This is a genomic window from Defluviimonas aquaemixtae (assembly GCF_900302475.1).
Lineage (GTDB): Bacteria > Pseudomonadota > Alphaproteobacteria > Rhodobacterales > Rhodobacteraceae > Albidovulum > Albidovulum aquaemixtae.
Genome location: NZ_OMOQ01000005.1, coordinates 11,744 through 28,502 on the forward strand (window position 1 = coordinate 11,744; position 16,759 = coordinate 28,502).

The 16,759-nt window shown below is 65.8% G+C and carries 18 protein-coding genes and 1 pseudogene; 5 read left to right on the forward strand and 14 right to left on the reverse strand.

What is annotated here, in order from left to right:
- Nucleotides 1-242 precede the first annotated feature (242 nt).
- Genes DEA8626_RS18980 through DEA8626_RS18990 form a run of 3 tightly spaced genes read left to right on the forward strand, consistent with a single transcriptional unit; the run spans nt 243 to nt 4,828 of the window.
- Nucleotides 243-2,645, forward strand: coding sequence for a GcvT family protein (locus tag DEA8626_RS18980; protein ID WP_108854826.1), 2,403 nt, complete (start codon nt 243-245; stop codon nt 2,643-2,645).
- The gene (locus DEA8626_RS18985) at nt 2,642-4,171 is read left to right on the forward strand and encodes a trimethylamine methyltransferase family protein (protein ID WP_108854827.1); all 1,530 of its coding nucleotides are present in this window, start codon (nt 2,642-2,644) and stop codon (nt 4,169-4,171) included. The genes DEA8626_RS18980 and DEA8626_RS18985 overlap by 4 nt, the downstream gene beginning before the upstream one ends.
- A 9-nt stretch (nt 4,172-4,180) precedes the next feature.
- On the forward strand, nt 4,181-4,828 hold the full coding sequence (locus DEA8626_RS18990) for a TetR/AcrR family transcriptional regulator (RefSeq protein WP_108854828.1): 648 nt from the start codon (nt 4,181-4,183) through the stop codon (nt 4,826-4,828).
- Between the two features lie 15 nt (nt 4,829-4,843).
- Here DEA8626_RS18990 and DEA8626_RS18995 read toward each other — a convergent pair whose 3' ends face one another.
- The 11 genes and pseudogenes from DEA8626_RS18995 to DEA8626_RS19045 form a co-directional block, all read right to left on the reverse strand.
- On the reverse strand, nt 4,844-5,569 hold the full coding sequence (locus DEA8626_RS18995) for a ZIP family metal transporter (RefSeq protein ID WP_108854829.1): 726 nt from the start codon (nt 5,567-5,569) through the stop codon (nt 4,844-4,846).
- The gene (locus DEA8626_RS19000; RefSeq protein WP_108854830.1) at nt 5,562-6,341 is read right to left on the reverse strand and encodes a succinate dehydrogenase iron-sulfur subunit; all 780 of its coding nucleotides are present in this window, start codon (nt 6,339-6,341) and stop codon (nt 5,562-5,564) included. The genes DEA8626_RS18995 and DEA8626_RS19000 overlap by 8 nt, the downstream gene beginning before the upstream one ends.
- Nucleotides 6,342-6,344: 3 nt before the next feature.
- A complete protein-coding gene (locus DEA8626_RS19005) occupies nt 6,345-6,647 on the reverse strand; it encodes a hypothetical protein (RefSeq protein ID WP_245890931.1) in 303 nt (100 codons plus the stop codon).
- Nucleotides 6,644-6,964, reverse strand: coding sequence for a hypothetical protein (locus tag DEA8626_RS19010; protein ID WP_108854831.1), 321 nt, complete (start codon nt 6,962-6,964; stop codon nt 6,644-6,646). Before DEA8626_RS19010 ends, DEA8626_RS19005 begins: the two co-directional genes overlap by 4 nt.
- Nucleotides 6,964-8,766, reverse strand: a complete 1,803-nt coding sequence (gene sdhA / locus DEA8626_RS19015; RefSeq protein ID WP_108854832.1) for a succinate dehydrogenase flavoprotein subunit — start codon at nt 8,764-8,766, stop codon at nt 6,964-6,966. The genes DEA8626_RS19010 and sdhA overlap by 1 nt, the downstream gene beginning before the upstream one ends.
- A gap of 11 nt (nt 8,767-8,777) precedes the next feature.
- Nucleotides 8,778-9,149: a succinate dehydrogenase, hydrophobic membrane anchor protein gene (gene sdhD / locus DEA8626_RS19020; RefSeq protein WP_108854833.1), complete on the reverse strand. Its 372-nt coding sequence runs from the start codon at nt 9,147-9,149 to the stop codon at nt 8,778-8,780.
- A gap of 10 nt (nt 9,150-9,159) precedes the next feature.
- Nucleotides 9,160-9,543, reverse strand: coding sequence for a succinate dehydrogenase, cytochrome b556 subunit (gene sdhC / locus DEA8626_RS19025; protein WP_108854914.1), 384 nt, complete (start codon nt 9,541-9,543; stop codon nt 9,160-9,162).
- A 204-nt stretch (nt 9,544-9,747) separates the two neighbouring features.
- Nucleotides 9,748-10,455, reverse strand: coding sequence for a DUF1194 domain-containing protein (locus DEA8626_RS19030; protein ID WP_108854834.1), 708 nt, complete (start codon nt 10,453-10,455; stop codon nt 9,748-9,750).
- A gap of 47 nt (nt 10,456-10,502) precedes the next feature.
- Nucleotides 10,503-11,546: pseudogene (locus tag DEA8626_RS19035) on the reverse strand (MaoC family dehydratase); the annotation flags it as partial.
- Nucleotides 11,547-11,570: 24 nt separating this feature from the next.
- Nucleotides 11,571-12,128, reverse strand: coding sequence for an NnrU family protein (locus DEA8626_RS19040; RefSeq protein WP_108854836.1), 558 nt, complete (start codon nt 12,126-12,128; stop codon nt 11,571-11,573).
- 41 nt (nt 12,129-12,169) lie between these two features.
- Nucleotides 12,170-13,012, reverse strand: coding sequence for an HpcH/HpaI aldolase/citrate lyase family protein (locus DEA8626_RS19045; protein WP_108854915.1), 843 nt, complete (start codon nt 13,010-13,012; stop codon nt 12,170-12,172).
- Nucleotides 13,013-13,365: 353 nt separating this feature from the next.
- Between DEA8626_RS19045 and DEA8626_RS19050 the strand changes: the two genes are divergently transcribed.
- Complete coding sequence (locus DEA8626_RS19050; RefSeq protein ID WP_108854837.1) at nt 13,366-13,683, forward strand: hypothetical protein; 318 nt, start codon at nt 13,366-13,368, stop codon at nt 13,681-13,683.
- Here DEA8626_RS19050 and DEA8626_RS19055 read toward each other — a convergent pair.
- The 3 genes from DEA8626_RS19055 to DEA8626_RS21665 are packed head-to-tail and all read right to left on the reverse strand — an operon-like array spanning nt 13,680 to nt 15,509.
- The gene (locus DEA8626_RS19055) at nt 13,680-14,420 is read right to left on the reverse strand and encodes a sulfite exporter TauE/SafE family protein (protein ID WP_108854838.1); all 741 of its coding nucleotides are present in this window, start codon (nt 14,418-14,420) and stop codon (nt 13,680-13,682) included. The genes DEA8626_RS19050 and DEA8626_RS19055 overlap by 4 nt on opposite strands.
- Nucleotides 14,421-14,428: 8 nt before the next feature.
- On the reverse strand, nt 14,429-14,662 hold the full coding sequence (locus tag DEA8626_RS21660; protein ID WP_108854839.1) for an SUMF1/EgtB/PvdO family nonheme iron enzyme: 234 nt from the start codon (nt 14,660-14,662) through the stop codon (nt 14,429-14,431).
- Nucleotides 14,604-15,509, reverse strand: a complete 906-nt coding sequence (locus DEA8626_RS21665) for a formylglycine-generating enzyme family protein (protein ID WP_108854840.1) — start codon at nt 15,507-15,509, stop codon at nt 14,604-14,606. Before DEA8626_RS21665 ends, DEA8626_RS21660 begins: the two co-directional genes overlap by 59 nt.
- 143 nt (nt 15,510-15,652) lie before the next feature.
- On the opposite strand from DEA8626_RS21665, the gene mdh reads away from it, so the two are divergent.
- Nucleotides 15,653-16,615, forward strand: coding sequence for a malate dehydrogenase (gene mdh / locus DEA8626_RS19070; RefSeq protein WP_108854841.1), 963 nt, complete (start codon nt 15,653-15,655; stop codon nt 16,613-16,615).
- The last annotated feature ends 144 nt before the right edge of the window (nt 16,616-16,759 follow it).

Below are 16,759 nucleotides of genomic sequence, written 5' to 3' on the forward strand. Positions count from 1 at the left end.
CAGGCTACACTTTTCCAAAGCTTGAGTGCGGGCCAAGATACATCAATAGGCCATCAAATGGCCCATCGACTGTTAGTCAAGAAAATCGCCCGTCATGTGCGGATTGTCGCGCGGCATACCCTTTCTCCGACGGGCGGCGGGCAGAGGCGGGTCGTCACGCGACACGTCTGGACACTTATGTCTATACAGATCGCCCGACCGTTCGTAATCTCTTCGGGACAGGCGGATTCGGGAGGCCGGGGATGAAATCTCACTACAGGGCCGTCGTGATCGGTGGAGGCGTCGTTGGCTCCTCGGTACTTTATCACTTGGCGAAGTTCGGCTGGACCGACGTCGCGCTAGTCGAAAGGTCGATTCTGACGGCGGGGTCGAGCTGGCACGCGGCAGGCGGCATCCATGCCCTGAACGCCGACCCGAACATCGCGGCGCTGCAGGCCTATACGATCGACCTTCTGAGCGAGATCGAGAAGGAAAGTGGCGTCAATATCGGGCTGCACATGACCGGCGGGCTGACGATGGCGGGCACGCCCGACCGCTGGGAATGGCTGCAATCGGCCTACCGGGTCTTCCAGTCGATCGGGATCGAGGATTGCCGGCTGGTGACGCCCAAGGAGGCGCAGGAGCTTTGCCCGATCATGTCGACAGACGCGCTTCTCGGCGGCATGTGGGCCGACCGCGAGGGCTATATCGACACGACGGGCACCGTCCATGCCTACGCCGCCGCCGCCAAGAAGCGCGGCGCGACGGTGATCGAGCACAACCGGGTGCTGGAGTTGCACCAGTTGCGTGACGGCTGGAAGGTGGTGACGGAGAAGGGCGATGTGACCTGCGAACACGTCGTCAACGCCGCCGGGCTCTGGGCCAAGCAGGTCGGTCGCATGGCGGGGATCGAGCTGCCGGTCAGCCCGCTCAAGCACCATTACCTCGTCTCCGACACGATCCCCGCGCTGGAGAAGCTCGACTTCGAGGTGCCCATGACGGTCGATCTCGAAGGGTTCACCTATATGCGGCAGGACCAGAAGGGCCTGCTGCTCGGCATCTACGAGATCGACCACGAGCATTGGGCGATGGATGGCGCGCCCTGGGACTACGGGATGGAGCTCTTTCAGGAGCAGACCGACCGGATCGAGAAAGAGCTGGTGATGGGGTTCGAGCGCTATCCGGCCTTGCAGGACGTGGGCGTCAAGACCTGGGTCAACGGCGCCTTCACCTTCTCGCCGGACGGCAACCCGCTCGTTGGCCCGGTGTCGGGCAAGAAGGGCTACTGGTGCGCCTGCGCGGTCATGGCGGGGTTCCTGCAAGGGGGTGGCGTCGGCAAGTCCTTGGCAGAATGGATGATCCACGGCGAGCCTGAGGCCGATGTCTACGGCATGGATGTCGCGCGCTACGGGGATTACGCGCAGAACCGGCGCTATATCCGCGAGACGACGGGCCAGTTCTATTCGCGCCGCTTCGTGATGACCTATCCCAACGAACAGCTGCCCGCCGGGCGGCCTCTGAAGATGGCGCCTGCGCATGACGCGATGACGGAGGCGGGGTGCAAGTGGGGGGTGAGCTGGGACCTGGAAGTGCCGCTTTATTTCGCGCCGAAGGGGTTCGAGGAGGTGCCGACGCTGAAGCGGTCGAACGCGCATGAGGTTGTCGCCGAGGAATGCACGGCGATCCGCGAGGGCGTGGGGCTTCTCGATATCACCGGCTTCTCGCGCTACGAAGTGACGGGGCCGAAAGCGGAGGCCTGGCTGAACCGTCTGATGGCGAGTAAGCTGCCAGGGCCGGGCCGCGCGCGGCTCGCGCCGATGCTGAGTGAGACGGGCAAGCTCAAGGGCGATCTGACGGTCCTGAACTGGGGCGACGGAACGTGGTGGATCATGGGGTCCTACTACCTGCGCGCCTGGCATATTCGGTGGTTCCGGGATCATCTGGAGGACGGCGTCAGCGTCCGCGATCTGGGCGAGGAGGTCTGCGGCTTCGGCCTGGCCGGACCGAAGTCGCGGGCGGTGATCGAGAAGGTGGCGGAGGGCGACATCTCCGCCCTGCCCTTCATGGGCTGCGGATCGTTCGACGTGGGGCTTATCCGGGCCCGCGTGGCACGGATGTCTGTGACGGGCGAGATGGGCTACGAGATAAACTGCCGCTATGGCGATCATGTCGCGCTCCGCCGGATGCTTCTGAAGGCCGGCGCGGATCAGGGCATCCGCGAATGCGGCTTCAACGCGATGCTGTCGACGCGGCTCGAAAAGAGCTTCGGCATCTGGAGCCGCGAGTTCACGCAAGGCTACACGGCGGGAATGACCGGCATGGACCGCTGGATCGATTGGGAGAAGGAATTCATCGGCCGGGAGGCGGCGCTGGCCGAGCGCGACGGCAACGGGCCGGCGCAGATCCAGGTGACGCTGGAAGTGGACGCGGAGAACGCCGATGCGAGTGGATTCGAGCCGGTCTGGGCCAATGGCGAGAAGGTCGGTTTCGTGACCTCGGGCGGCTACGGGCACCATTTGCAGACGTCGCTCGCCATGGCGCTCGTGAACCGCGAGCAGGCGGAGGTCGGCACGGAACTCAGCGTCCATGTCGTCGGCGTCGAGCGGCGGGCGCGCGTGCTCGCGCCGTCGCCCTACGATCCCGACGGCAAGGCGATGCGGGGATGAGCGCGACCCGCGCGCGGCGAAGGCGTGGCGGCGCGGAGGACGGGCCGACGCGCGCGGTCGACTACCGGCGGCTCAGGAACCCTTTCCCGCCGGTGCCGGTCTTTTCCGAGGACCGGGTGGAGGCGATCCACGCAGCGGCGCTGACGGTTCTGGAAGAACTGGGGATGAAGGTGCTTCTGCCCGAGGCGCGGACGATCTTCCGGGCGGGCGGCGCAATTGTGGACGACGCAAGCCAGATGGTCCGCATCGGGCGCGATATGGTCGCGGCTGCCGTCGCCTCCGCGCCCCGCAGTTTCCCGTTGCGCGCCGGATCGCGCGACCGGGACCTCGTGATGGAACTCGGCACGCTCGCCATTCAGTCGGGCGCGGGCGCGCCGCACGCGACCGATCTTCTGCGCGGGCGACGCCCGGCGACGCTCAGCGACTACCGCGAGTTGACTCGGCTGACGCAGCATTTTGACGTCCTCCACATGCTGAACCCGCTCGTGGAGCCGCAGGACGTGCCGGTCCATCTGCGCCACTACGCGGTGACGGAGGCACAGTTGACGCTGTCGGACAAGTTCCCCTTCGTCTTCTCGCGCGGCACACCGCAAGTAGCGGACTGTTTCGAGATGATCCGCGATTTCCGTGGACTGACGGAGGCGGAGTTCGCGGCCAAGCCGCACTGCTACACGATCATCAACACCAACTCGCCGCGCCAGTTGGACGTGCCGATGGCGCAGGGGCTGATCGACTTCGCGAAGGCCGGGCAGATGTCGGTCGTCACACCCTTCTGCCTGATGGGCGCGATGGCGCCGGTGACGGTGGCGGGCGCGCTCACGCTTTCCCATGCCGAGGCGCTGGCGGCGATCGCGCTGACGCAGCTCGTCCGGCCCGGCGCGCCGGTCTGCTACGGGGCCTTCGCCTCGAATGTCGACATGAAATCGGGCGCGCCCGCCTTCGGCACGCCAGAGGAGGTCAAGGCGAATCTCGGCGCAGGGCAGCTCGCCCGCAAGCTCGGCCTGCCGTGGCGCTGTGCGACCGGGAGCGCGGCAAATGTCAACGACGCGCAGGCGGCGAACGAGACCCAGATGGGCGCTTGGGGGGCGGTGTTGGCGGGGGCCACGATCCTGATCCATGGCGCGGGCTGGCTCGAAGGCGGGCTGACAGTCAGTTACGAAAAGCTCATCACCGATCTGGAGGTCATACAGAGCTTCGCGGAGCTTTGCGCGGAAACGCCCGCCACCGACGCCGACATCGCGCTCGACGCTCTGCGCGAGGTTCAGCCGGGCGGGCATTTCTTCGGCTGCGCCCATACGATGGAGCGCTACGCGACGGCATTCTATGAACCGCTCGTCGCCGACTGGTCAAATTTCGGCACCTGGACGGAGCGCGGGGCGAAGGATGCGAGTGAGCGTGCGACGGGCATCTGGCGGCGCCTGATTGACGAACCGCCAGGCTTTTCGCCCGACCCGGACCGGCAGGCGGCTCTTGCCGCCTTCATCGTGCGGCGGAGCGCGGCGGGCGGCGCACCTCCGGAAAGCTGAGGAGAGATCATGAGCGATCCCGAAGCGGAACCCATCCTGCTCGGCAACACCAAGGTCACGCGTGAGGACTGGCTGACGGTCGCGATGGACCTGCTGGTCAGCGAAGGCGTCGCGGAGGTCAAGGTCCTGTCGATTGGCGAAAGACTCGGCGTCTCGCGGTCGAGCTTCTACTGGTACTTCAAGAGCCGTAAGGATCTCCTCGATGCGCTTCTCGACGCGTGGGAGCAGACAAACACTGCCGCGCTCATCCGCCATGCAGCACTGCCGGCGCACACGATCACCGCGGCGGTCTGCAACGTCTTCCGCTGCTGGGTCGATGCGCGGCTGTTCAACCACCGGCTCGACTTCGCGATCCGCGAATGGGCGCGGCGCGACGGCGCGGTCCGGCGGATCATCGATCGGACCGACGCGACGCGCCTTGGCGCCTTTCAGGCGATGTTCGAGCGCCACGGCTATGAGGCCGCCGAGGCCGAAGTCCGCGCCCGCATCCTTTACTACATGCAGGTCGGCTACTACGCGCTGGAGCTTTCAGAACCCTTGGAGGAGCGACTGAAGCGGGTACCCAGCTACCTGCTTGGCTTCACCGGCGCCGAGCCGCGGGAGGAGGAGGTCGCGGCCCTTGTCGCCTATGCGCGCAAGTCCGCACCCAGCGCCTGATCGTGCCCCGGCCCATTACTGCACCAGGAGATGACCGGCCAGGCCCAGAAGAAATCCCGCCACGGCCCCGAGCGCCGGCGCGCCGCGGTTCTTCAGAACGGCGGCGGGCGCGATATCCTCGAAGATGAGGTAGAGGATGCCGCCGCTCGCGAAGATCATGATGCCGCCGAGGATCTCCGGCAGATCGCCGAGCACGGCGAATCCGGTCCAGGCGGCGAGCGGACCGATGGGCACGAGCGCCGCGAACAGGAGGACGACGCGCCGCCCGGTCACGTCGAAGGCCGCCCGGATCTCTCGGCAGGCGTTGAAGGATTCCGGCAGGTTCTGAAGCGCGATCAGGGCTGCGAGCACATAGCCCGCGCCGACATCTTCCACGAGAAGCGCGCCGAGCGCGGCGGCCTCGGGCACGAAGTCCAGCATCATGGCCAGGAACTGCGCCATCTGCCCGCCAAGGGAGCGCAGCAACCGATCAACGCCGTAGAAAACGACCCCGCCCAGCGCGAAGAGGATGAGCGTCCAGATCGCGGGCAGACGCGCCGCGCCTTCTGGCACGAGAACGAGGGCGATGGCGGAAAAGAGCGCGCCGCCGCCGAAGGCGATCGCGCTGTGCCGGAACTCTTCGTCCAGCCATCGCGGTCGGATTGACGTGTGTTCGGCAAGGAAGGCGCCGAGCGGAATGGTGGCGCCCGCCAGTGTCGCGAGCGCAAGGGCGAGTAGTTGCGACGCCGAGGCGTCAGACAACCCGCTCCACCATCAGCTTTTTGATCTCGGCGATTGCCTTGGCTGGGTTCAGCCCCTTGGGGCAGGTCTTGGTGCAGTTCATGATCGTATGACAGCGGTAAAGCTTGAACGGGTCTTCGAGCTGATCGAGCCGCTCGGGCGTCGCCTCGTCGCGGCTGTCGATGATCCAGCGATAGGCGTGCAGGAGCGCGGCCGGACCGAGATAGCGGTCGGCGTTCCACCAGTAGCTGGGGCAGGCGGTCGAGCACGAGGCGCACATCACGCACTCATATAGCCCGTCGAGCTTCTTGCGGTCCTCGATCGACTGCTTCCACTCCTTCCTCGGGCGATTGGTCTTGGTCTCGAGCCACGGCATGATCGAGGCGTGCTGAGCGTAGAAATGGGTGAGGTCGGGGATGAGGTCCTTCACCACCGGCATGTGCGGCAGCGGATAGATCTTCACGTCGCCCTTCACCTCGTCGAGCCCGTAGATGCAGGCGAGCGTGTTGATCCCGTCGATGTTCATGGCACACGACCCGCAGATGCCTTCCCGGCACGACCGGCGGAACGTGAGCGTCGGGTCGATCTCGTTCTTGATCTTGATGAGCGCGTCCAGAATCATCGGCCCGCAGTTGTCCATGTCGACGAAATAGGTGTCGACGCGGGGGTTCTCGCCCGTGTCCGGGTCCCAGCGGTAGATCTGGAACTTGCGGACATTGGTAGCCCCCTCGGGCTTCGGCCAGGTCTTGCCGACGCGCATCTTCGAGTTCTTGGGAAGCGTGAACTGGACCATGATTTATCCCTTCCAATCGGGGCGGTCATAGAGCTGACGGCGGGGGAAACTGCCGGATTTCCTGTGAACGCAGGAAATGTAGAGCGCAGATGGGTCCTTGCCCTGGATCCATTCGGTGGAAAGCTCGAGGCGCACCTTGCTCGCCGCGCCGCCCGAGCCGCCACCGACCGCGATCAGCCCGCGCGGACCTGCCGCGAGCCGCGCGCGTTCGAAACACACGTCCTCCGCGCGCTCGACCGACATCGGCCCGCAGGCAGCGAGCAGCGCCATCGCCGGTAGACCGATATGGTGGCCGTTCTGGATCACCCGGCGGCCTCCGTCGCCGCCAGAGCGTCAAGGCACGCCACGGCATCAGGTCGCTGGGCATATTCAAGAATGCGATCGCGGTTCGCGGCGCTGACCACGGAGGTATCGCCGAGTCCCATCGTACCAGTCTCGACTACGGACATCGCCTTCTGCACGCAGACCGCGGCCGCTTCCGCGTCGACGCCGGGGCGTTCGGCGGCCATGACCTTTGCAATAAGCGCCCGGGTTTCTTTCCGCGTCGCATCCGCTGCAACGACGCCGGCGCAGCCGGGAAGCGTCATCGCGGCGGCGAGCAGGATCGCAATCGGCAATTTCATCAGTATACCCTCGCTTTCGGTGCGATTTTCTTGAGATCGATCCCGCCGTCCTTCTGGGGCGTCAGCGGGTCGAGATGGACGGGGCGGTAATCGAGCCGGACTGTCGTGTCATCGACCCAAGCGAGCGAATGCTTCCGCCACGTCTTGTCGTCGCGGTTGGGATAGTCCTCATGCGCGTGTGCGCCGCGGCTTTCCTTGCGCGCCTCGGCAGCGACGATGGTGGCCAGCGCATTCGGCATCAGGTTCGCGAGTTCCAGCGTCTCCATGAGGTCGGAGTTCCAGATGAGCGAGCGGTCGGTGACCTTGAGGTCGTCGATCTTGGCCGCGATCTTTCTCATCTTCCCGACACCCTCGGCGAGCGTCTTGTCGGTGCGGAAGACGGCGGCGTCCTGTTGCATCGCCTTTTGCATCTCGAGCCTGAGGTCGGCCGTCGGCACGCTGCCATCCGCGTTGCGGAATCTGTCGAAGCTGGACAGCGCTCGATCCACCTCGGATTCGTTCACTGGCTGGTTGCGTTCCTTCGGGTCCACGACCTCGCCTGCGCGGATCGCGGCGGCACGGCCGAAGACGACGAGGTCGATGAGCGAGTTTGACCCGAGCCGGTTGGCGCCGTGAACGCTCGCGCAGCCCGCCTCGCCCACGGCCATCAGGCCCGGGAAGACGGCGTCGGAGTTGTCCTTGGTCGGGTTCAGCACCTCGCCCCAGAAATTGGTCGGGATACCGCCCATGTTGTAGTGCACGGTCGGCAGGACCGGGATCGGCTCTTTCGTGACATCGACGCCGGCGAAGATTCGGGCGGATTCGCTGATGCCCGGCAGGCGTTCGTGCAGCGTCTCGGGCGGCAGATGATTGAGGTGCAGGTGGATGTGGTCCTTCTCTGGCCCAAGGCCCCGGCCCTCGCGGATCTCCATCGTCATGCAGCGGCTGACCACGTCGCGCGATGCGAGGTCCTTGTAGGTCGGCGCGTAGCGTTCCATGAAGCGGTCGCCTTCGGAATTCGTAAGATACCCGCCCTCGCCGCGCGCGCCCTCGGTGATGAGGCAGCCCGAGCCGTAGATGCCGGTCGGATGGAACTGCACGAACTCCATGTCCTGAAGCGGCAGGCCCGCGCGCGCCACCATGCCGCCGCCGTCGCCGGTGCAGGTATGGGCGGAGGTCGCCGAGAAATAGGCCCGCCCGTAGCCTCCGGTCGCCAGGACCACCATTTTCGCGTTGAAGACGTGCATCGTACCGTCATCGAGCTTCCAGGCCACGACCCCGGTGCAGGCGCCGTCGGTGATGATAAGGTCGATGGCGAAGTATTCGACATAGAACTCGGCATTGTGCTTCAGGCTCTGGCCGTAGAGCGTGTGCAGGATCGCGTGGCCGGTGCGGTCAGCGGCGGCGCAGGTTCGCTGCACCGGGGGACCTTCGCCGAATTCGGTCGTGTGGCCGCCGAAGGGGCGCTGGTAGATCTTGCCCTCTTCGGTGCGGCTGAACGGCACGCCGTAGTGTTCGAGCTCGTAGACCGCCTTCGGCGCTTCCCGCGCGAGGTACTCCATCGCGTCGGTATCGCCGAGCCAGTCGGAGCCCTTGACCGTGTCGTACATGTGCCACTGCCAGTGGTCCGGCCCCATATTCGACAGCGACGCGGCGATGCCGCCCTGCGCGGCGACTGTGTGCGACCGGGTCGGGAAGACCTTGGTGACGCAGGCGGTCCGCAAGCCCTGTTCGGCCATGCCGAGCGTCGCGCGAAGACCCGAGCCCCCGGCGCCGACCACAACCACGTCGTATTCATGAACTTCGTAAGGATAGGCGGTCATGTATCAGTCCCTCAGAGCGCAAGCCGGATCAGCGCGTAAAGCCCGGTGCCCATCAGGCCGTAGGAAAAGCAGATCACGGCGATGACGGCCGCCTTGCGGGCGAAGCCGTGGGCATAATCCTCGATCATCATCTGCGCGCCGTTCTTGAAGTGATAGAGCCCGACAAGGAGCGTCAGGCCCGCGACGATCGCCGGGAACGGGCGCGTGTAGTAGGCCACGACCTCTTCGTAGGGCGCGCCGAGGACGCGACCGAAGGTGAAGATGAAGAGCGGGATCAGGATGGCGAGGCCGACGGAGCTGACCTGCATGTGCCAGTGATGCATCGTGCCGGATTTTCCGGCGCCGAGTCCGACAGCGCGCTTTCGGTCGGTGAGGTAACGCATGTCGGGCCCCTCAGAGAATGATGATGGTGATGAGCGTGAGAAGGGCGGAGCCAATGAGGCAGGCCCACCCGAGCTTCTCTGCTGTCTCGATCTCGAGGCCCCGGCCACTGTCATAGTAGAGATGCCGGAGCCCAGCGAGGAAGTGATACCAGATTGCCCAGATCGAGCCGAGGAAGACGAGCTTGCCAAACCACGAGGTCAGGACCGCGTCTGCGGTCGCGAAGTAATCGGCACTGGTCGCCGCCGCGAGAAGCCACCAGACGATCAGGAAGGCCGCCACGATCAACGCGTTGCCCGTGATCCGCGTCAGGATCGAGGTGAGCATCGGCACCTGCCAGCGGTAAATCTGCAGATGCGGCGACAGCGGACGCTTGCCCTGATTGACATCGGCCATGGTGGGTCCCTCTCTTGCCTTGCCCTCCGGCAGCGCGGCGACACGCGCGGACATCGAGTTCTTCATGACGGCAAAAGCGGTCGGTGTCACGCCGTGAATGACAGATTTGCGGCGATTCCGGGAGTGTTAGCGGAAAACCTGGCGTTTGTGATCGCGGATTTTTTTCTTGTGATCACAAACTAGCGGCCAACTCCGCCCAGCTCCTCACTCGCGCCACCGGATGGGAATCGGATGCGACCGGACGGGCATCGAAATCTGCCGCTCCGTCTCGCGCCTGAGCTTGCGGCGCATGCGCTCGGGATATTCGTCATAGTTCTCCGCCGTCACGACGAAGGCGTTGCCGCCGGTCATGACGTTCTTGGCGAAATAGTCCGGCAGCCCCTCGTCGTCGCCGCGAATGACGAGCGCGTTCACAGTGATCGCGAAGGCCTCGAGCTCGGGCCGGACGTCGATGGGCTCGGCGCCTTCGTTCGAACGTCCGTCGCCCGAGATGTCGATGACCCGGCGCTTGCAGGCCGGAGCGTCATCGAAGACACGGATGCCGTAGGTCAGCGCTTCACCAATCGCGGTCGAAAATTCGGTCCAGAGGCGCGGCGCGGATTCAATCTTCCGGGCCAGGCCCTCCACATCGGCGCGTGCGCCGACCGGGTGCCAGCCGATTGTCAGGTCCTGCCGCGACGATCCCGTCCACTGCATCAGCGCAATGACCGCCTGCCCGCGCACCAGCGCCTCGGCGACGACCGGATCACGCAGACCTTCGGCGAGACCCTGCATCTGGGTCGCGTATTCGTAGCGGTCGACCGAGCCCGAGACGTCGACCGCCAACAGGAGCGCAAGCTCGCACGCGGGCGCAGGACCGGTTGTCCCGGCGATGAGAAGCGTTGCGGCAAGGGCGGATCGAACGAGCGACATGGGCGAAGCTTAGCCGCATCCCCCGGTGCCGGTCCATCGCCCGCGCATCACATCGGCACGAGCGCCCAGTAGTCGAGATCGAGGAGCACATTTCGCCGGTACTTGCCGTCCTCGCCCTTCACCGCGAAAGGCTCCGCGCCGTGCTTCACCGCGACCAGCCGCAGCCGCAGCGCGCCGACGCCGGGCGCGGGCGTCTCCGCCTTGTCCAGCACTTCGGACCAGGCCCTGACCGTATCGCCCGAAAAGCACGGATTAGCATGGGCGCCCGCGTTCAGCGCGACGATCATCTGTGCATTCGCGAGCCCATTGAAGCTGAGCGCACGGGCGAGCGAGATGACGTGGCCGCCGTAAATAAGCCGCCTGCCATCCTCGCGGTTGGTCGCGTCGAAATGGACCTTGGCGGTGTTCTGCCAGAGCCGCGTGGCGAGCATGTGCTCGGATTCCTCGACCGTCACGCCGTCGACATGGTCGATCTTTTCGCCCATCGCGTAGTCGCCCCAGCGATGCGGCTCACCGGCCAACGTGAAGTCGTAGCGCGTGAAGTTGAGGCCTTCGGGCACGACGAGGTCTGCGGCGGCGACGGTGGGTGCAAGCTTGGGGATCGCCGTATCCGGCGCGGAGGCAGCGGGGTCGCGCTTGCGGACCATCACCCAGCGGACATAGTCCATGACCGCCTCGTCCCGCTGGTTGAGCCCGCGCGTCCGGACCCAGACGACGCCCGAATTGCGGTTCGAGTTCTCCTTGAGACCGATGACCTCGGATTCCGATCTGAGCGTATCGCCCGGCCAGACCGGCTTCAGCCAGCGCCCCTCGGCATAGCCGAGATTGGCCACCGCGTTCAGCGAGATGTCGGGCACGGTTTTGCCGAAGACTATGTGGAAGGCGATGAGGTCGTCGATCGGCGCGGCGGAAAGCCCCGAGGCGCGGGCAAATTCGTCGGAAGAATAAAACGCATGCCGCGCCGGGTAGAGCGCGTGGTAAAGCGCCCGCTCGCCGCCCGAGACGGTGCGCGGCACGGCATGGGCGATCACCTCGCCCAGCCGGTAATCCTCGAAGAAGCGGCCAGGATTGGTCTTCATCACAGTCCCTGCATTCGTTCTGAAAGTCGGCCGCGTTCAGCCATAGGTGCCGAGGAACGGGTTGTGCCCCAGCCAGATATGGATCGCCGCGATGACCGCGAAGATCACCACCGAGATGCCCAGCCCGATTGCATCCGACCGGATGCGCCCCGGCACGGGCGGCGTCCAGCTGTCCTGCGCGTTGATGAGCACCATAGAGGCGACGGCCCAGAGCCCGAGCCCGCCGAAAAGGACGACCGAGGCGAGGTCGCCGTTGACGAGAAGATGCGCCACGGCCCAGACGATGACGCCCGTCAGCATCGGATGACGGAGCTTCGACTTCACGATGCCCTTCGAATGAGACACGCCGAACAGGAACACGGAGCCAAGCATCAGGAGATTGTTTAGATGCCCCATGCCAGGCCACGGGGTATAGATCGGTTCAAACTCAGCCCGGCGAAAGCCGATCACCATCAGGAAAACGGCGGCGAGCGACAGGACCGTCACGAGCAACTTACCCGGAATGTCGCCCATCCGGGCGCGCAAGCCCGGCGCGACGCGCTTGAAGAGGTGCGCGGCAGTCCAGAGGATGAGGCCGAGGATCATGAGCTGCATGTGGAACCCTTTCGCGCCGCTGCATCGGTGCGCAGTCTGGCCTAAATCGCGCGCTCTGCAATAGCTTCCGCCCGGGCGAGGATCTGGCGGGCGGTCGCGGCGTGGAGGTTCTCGACGATCTTGCCGTCGACGACGGCGACGCCCTGGCCATCGCGCTTTGCGGCCTCGAAGGCGTCGATCTGGCGTCGGGCAAGTTCGACATCGGCGTCCGACGGCGCGAAGGCGGCGTTGGTAATCTCGATCTGTGCCGGATGGATCAGCGTCTTGCCGTCGAAGCCCATGTCGCGGCCCTGTTCGCATTCGGCCTTGAGCCCCTCGTCGTCCTTGAAGGCGTTATAGACCCCATCGACGATGATTAGGCCATGCGCCTTCGCGGCCAGCAGGCAAAGCTGAAGCGAGGTCAGCATGGGCAGCCGGTCGGGGCGGAAACGGGCGCCGAGATCTTTGCCTAGGTCGTTGGTGCCCATCACCATGCCAGCGAGCCGCGGATGAGCGGCGATGGCGGCGGCGTTCAACATTCCCCCGGGCGTCTCCATCATCGCCCAGAGCGGCACGTCAGGCACCCGCCCGGCCACCGCGTCGAGATCGGCGGGCGCGCCGACCTTTGGAACGAGGATCGCGTCGATGGCCGCGCCCGCGAATTCGGCGATGTCGTCCGCGCCCCAGTCGGTGTCGAGCCCGTTGACCCGGACAATTCTGGCGCGGGGACCGTAGTCGGCCTCGGACAGCACGCGGGAGAGAAGCGCGCGGGCATTGGTCTTTTCATCCGCCGCAACAGCGTCCTCAAGGTCGAAGATGATCGCATCGACCGGCAGGCCGCGCGCCTTTTCCAGCGCCCGCTCGCGCGCGCCGGGGATATAGAGCACCGAGCGATAGGGGCGCATGCGGTCGTCGGAAATGGGCATGATCGTCTCCTCGCAACAATGTTTCGCAAGTGACCACATCCGCCGCACATTCGGCAAGGCCATAAATGCCGCAACGCAGAAATATCCCTGTGGCTGCGTGCGAGACGTCGCGTCAGGCGTGCCAAGGCTGTCCGAAGCGCGAACAGAACGGCGCGTTAACCAGAATCTTCCGCTTCGCCGCGCAGAATCTGTCTGTCGCAGCCACAGACGGCCGATCGGCGAAGTCACCGGCAACAGGCGCGCATTCGCAAACGAAAGTCAGGGGAGCGTGCAGGCCGCCGGACATCCGCCGCGGGGCGCCGTGCGCTTGCCGCAACCGAACGGGTCAACACATGAAACAGCAGCTATTCGCACTGTCCCTGGGCTTCGGTGGCCTCGTCTTCGCCGCCCACCAGGCCTTCGGTCAAGCCGCGCCGCAATGCGCCGACCGCAGCGCCGTGGTAGCCGAACTTGCCGCCCGCTACGGCGAGACGCGCCGGGGGATCGGACTTGCGGCCGGCAACGCGGTGATGGAGATCTTCGCCTCGGACGACACCGGCACGTGGACGATCACCATGACGACGGCGGGCGGGCTGACATGCCTCGTCGCTTCAGGCGAAAACTACGATCATCTGGCCGAGGACCTGCCCGCAAGCGGCAAGGGCGCCTAGGCGAAGGCACTCCAGAGATGCTTGAGCGAGATCGCGAGAAGCGTCCAGGTCACGAGCCGGAAGAACAGCTCTTCCGGCAGCACTCGGACCAGCCAGACACCGGCGAAGACCGCGAGTACCGATGGCGGCAATAGCATCGCCGCCACCTTCAGATTCGCGGCCGAGAGCTGCCCGAGCGCCGCGTAGGGGATCAGCTTGACCGCGTTCACGAAGGCGAACAGCACCGTCGTCGTGCCAGCGAAGACAATTTTCGTCAGGCGAAGCGGCAGCACATATACCTGGTAGGGCGGCGCGCCCGCATGGCTCACGAAGCTCGTGAACCCGGTGAGCACCCCCCAGAAGAGTCCGGGCGCGACATGCGCGTGTCGCGCCGGCATTGGCGGCCCCCGGCGCAGGAGCAGATTCAGCGCGAAGGCCGCCCCGATCACACCGACGAGTCCGGTGACCGCGCTGTCCGACACATGCGCCGCCGCGAGCCAGCCGACCCCGATGCCGAGGACCGCCGCCGGAGCAAGAATCGCCAGCACGCGCTTATCGAAGGCATGGCGGTAGGCGTAAAGCCCGAACATGTCCGAAACGACATAGACCGGCAACAGGAGTCCTGCCGCCGTGACCGGCGGCAGGACGAGCGCCAGGACCGGCACCGACAGCATCGCCACGACCGGAAGCCCGCCCTTCGACAGCCCGACGGAGACTGAGGCGAGTACGGCGAGCGTCCAGAAAAGAGGCCCTTCCATCCCGCCCACTACTCCGCATCCAGCTCACGGACGAGCCGGAACGTGGAGCCTTGGCCGTCGTTGCTGGGAGGCGGCCCGACCCGCATCGCCGATCGCGCCTGCCACGGCCCGGCGAGCGCGGTGCCGCCCTTGAACACGACGAATTCGCGGCTCTCGAACCGGAGCGCGCCGCCCGTCCGCTTCTCAGGATGATGCCAGGGCATGAAGCAGTCCTCGACCCATTCCAATACGTTGCCATGCATGTCGTGAAGGCTGAATCCACTCGGCCGGTGCAGCCCCGACGGCGGATTCGGCCCGATGTGACGAACAGTCGTGACAGGCAGCGTTATTCCGCCCGATCCGGTCGCCCCGGGGATAGGCCGTCACGGTGCCGGCGCGGGCGGCGTATTCCCACTCCGCCTCGGTCGGCAGCCGGTAGGCCTTGCCGGTCGTGGCGCTCAGCCAGCGCGCAAAGGCCCGCGCATCGCCCCAGTCGACGCCGGTTCCCGCGCGGTCTGGCACGTCATCCGAATCGTACCGCGGTGGCTTCGGCACGTCGCTGGAAAATCGTTGCCAGTCCGGGTCGGACTGCGCCGCCATCCACTCGCCATGCGTCAGTTCGCGGCGCGCGATCGCGAAGGGCCGCGAGATCTGGACGAGCCGACGCGGCCCCGCGCGGTTGGCAATGCGAAACTGCCTGCGGAAGGGCCCGCGCAGCCAGACATACCGGTAGCACCCGACTTCAAAGAGCGGCGAGCCCATGAGAAAGGCGCCCGCCGGATTTTCCACCATTTCGGGACAGGCGGCACAATCGCGGAAGACCCGGCCGGACGCCACGTTTTCCGCACCGGGCTGACGAAGCGGCAGGACCTGCGCCACGCCGAAGTGTACCGCCGTCTTCACCGGCGAAAGCCGTGACTCGACCCACCCCTCGGCCGGCGCCCGGTCGAATTCGCCGAGCGCCCAGAGCGCGAGCGCGTAGGCGAACGCCGTCACGGCGGCGAGCCCCACCGGCGTGCGGAAGGTCCAGCGCGGGGTAAGGCGCAGCGCGCGCCGGATCACCGGTCCGAATCCCGGGCCGATCCACCCCTCACCTGTCCCATTCCGCACGTCTCCTCCGGTCCGCCCGCCCCAGCCCTACGCCAAGTCATAGCTCCTGCAAAGCGACTCATGCCGCAGCGCAGCGGGCTTGCACGGCGGGCGGCGAGCGATTACCCAATGGCGCGACATTCACCTGGACCCGGAGACTAATCATGGCCAGACCCAAGATCGCCCTCATCGGTGCGGGGCAGATCGGCGGCACGCTCGCCCATCTCGCCGCGATCAAGGAACTGGGCGACGTCGTCCTTTTCGACATCGCCGAAGGCATCCCGCAAGGCAAGGCGCTCGACCTCGCTCAATCCGGGCCCGTCGAAGGCTTCGACGCGGCGCTGAAGGGCGCAAACGACTATGCCGACATCTCGGGTGCCGATGTCTGTATCGTCACCGCCGGCGTCCCGCGCAAGCCCGGCATGAGCCGCGACGATCTTCTCGGCATCAATCTCAAGGTCATGAAATCGGTGGGCGAGGGCATCAAGGCCAATGCGCCCGACGCGTTCGTCATCTGCATCACCAATCCCCTGGATGCGATGGTCTGGGCCTTGCGCGAATTCTCCGGCCTGCCGCACGAAAAGGTCGTCGGGATGGCGGGCGTGCTCGATTCGGCCCGCTTCCGGCACTTCCTCAGCGTCGAATTCGGCGTCTCGATGCGCGACGTCACCGCCTTCGTCCTTGGCGGCCACGGCGACACGATGGTGCCATTGACCCGCTACTCGACCGTCGCCGGCATCCCGCTGCCCGATCTCGTCGATATGGGCTGGACAACCCAGGACCGGCTCGACGCAATCGTCCAGCGCACCCGCGACGGCGGGGCCGAGATCGTGGGGCTTCTTAAGACCGGCTCGGCCTTCTACGCACCCGCCGCCTCGGCGATCGAGATGGCCGAGGCCTATCTCAAGGACCAGAAGCGGCTCCTGCCCTGCGCGGCTTATGTCGACAGCGCCTTCGGGCTGAGCGGTATGTATGTCGGAGTGCCGACGATCCTCGGCGCGGGCGGCGTCGAGCGCGTCGTCGACATCAAGCTGAACAATGCCGAACAAGCGATGTTCAACAAGTCCGTCGAGTCGGTGAAGGGACTTGTCGAGGCCTGCAGGGGGATCGACAGCTCTCTCGGCTGATCTGACTGAGGTTTCACCAAGGGGGCGCTTCGGCGCCCCTTTTTCGTTTCGAATCTTTGCGAAGCCGTGTTTCGGACCCAGACATCAAATATGTGATCACACTATTTCCTGCTGTGATCACAAAAATCACAATTCTCACGCAAC

Coding starts and splice junctions, on each gene's coding strand:
- DEA8626_RS18980 (WP_108854826.1), top strand. CDS start 243: ATGAAATCTCACTACAGGGCCGTCGTGATCGGTGGAGGCGTCGTTGGC.
- DEA8626_RS18985 (WP_108854827.1), top strand. CDS start 2,642: ATGAGCGCGACCCGCGCGCGGCGAAGGCGTGGCGGCGCGGAGGACGGG.
- DEA8626_RS18990 (WP_108854828.1), top strand. CDS start 4,181: ATGAGCGATCCCGAAGCGGAACCCATCCTGCTCGGCAACACCAAGGTC.
- DEA8626_RS19000 (WP_108854830.1), bottom strand. CDS start 6,341: ATGGTCCAGTTCACGCTTCCCAAGAACTCGAAGATGCGCGTCGGCAAG.
- DEA8626_RS19010 (WP_108854831.1), bottom strand. CDS start 6,964: ATGAAATTGCCGATTGCGATCCTGCTCGCCGCCGCGATGACGCTTCCC.
- sdhA (WP_108854832.1), bottom strand. CDS start 8,766: ATGACCGCCTATCCTTACGAAGTTCATGAATACGACGTGGTTGTGGTC.
- sdhD (WP_108854833.1), bottom strand. CDS start 9,149: ATGCGTTACCTCACCGACCGAAAGCGCGCTGTCGGACTCGGCGCCGGA.
- sdhC (WP_108854914.1), bottom strand. CDS start 9,543: ATGGCCGATGTCAATCAGGGCAAGCGTCCGCTGTCGCCGCATCTGCAG.
- DEA8626_RS19030 (WP_108854834.1), bottom strand. CDS start 10,455: ATGTCGCTCGTTCGATCCGCCCTTGCCGCAACGCTTCTCATCGCCGGG.
- DEA8626_RS19040 (WP_108854836.1), bottom strand. CDS start 12,128: ATGCAGCTCATGATCCTCGGCCTCATCCTCTGGACTGCCGCGCACCTC.
- DEA8626_RS19045 (WP_108854915.1), bottom strand. CDS start 13,012: ATGCGCCCCTATCGCTCGGTGCTCTATATCCCCGGCGCGCGCGAGCGG.
- DEA8626_RS19050 (WP_108854837.1), top strand. CDS start 13,366: ATGAAACAGCAGCTATTCGCACTGTCCCTGGGCTTCGGTGGCCTCGTC.
- DEA8626_RS19055 (WP_108854838.1), bottom strand. CDS start 14,420: ATGGAAGGGCCTCTTTTCTGGACGCTCGCCGTACTCGCCTCAGTCTCC.
- DEA8626_RS21660 (WP_108854839.1), bottom strand. CDS start 14,662: ATGCATGGCAACGTATTGGAATGGGTCGAGGACTGCTTCATGCCCTGG.
- mdh (WP_108854841.1), top strand. CDS start 15,653: ATGGCCAGACCCAAGATCGCCCTCATCGGTGCGGGGCAGATCGGCGGC.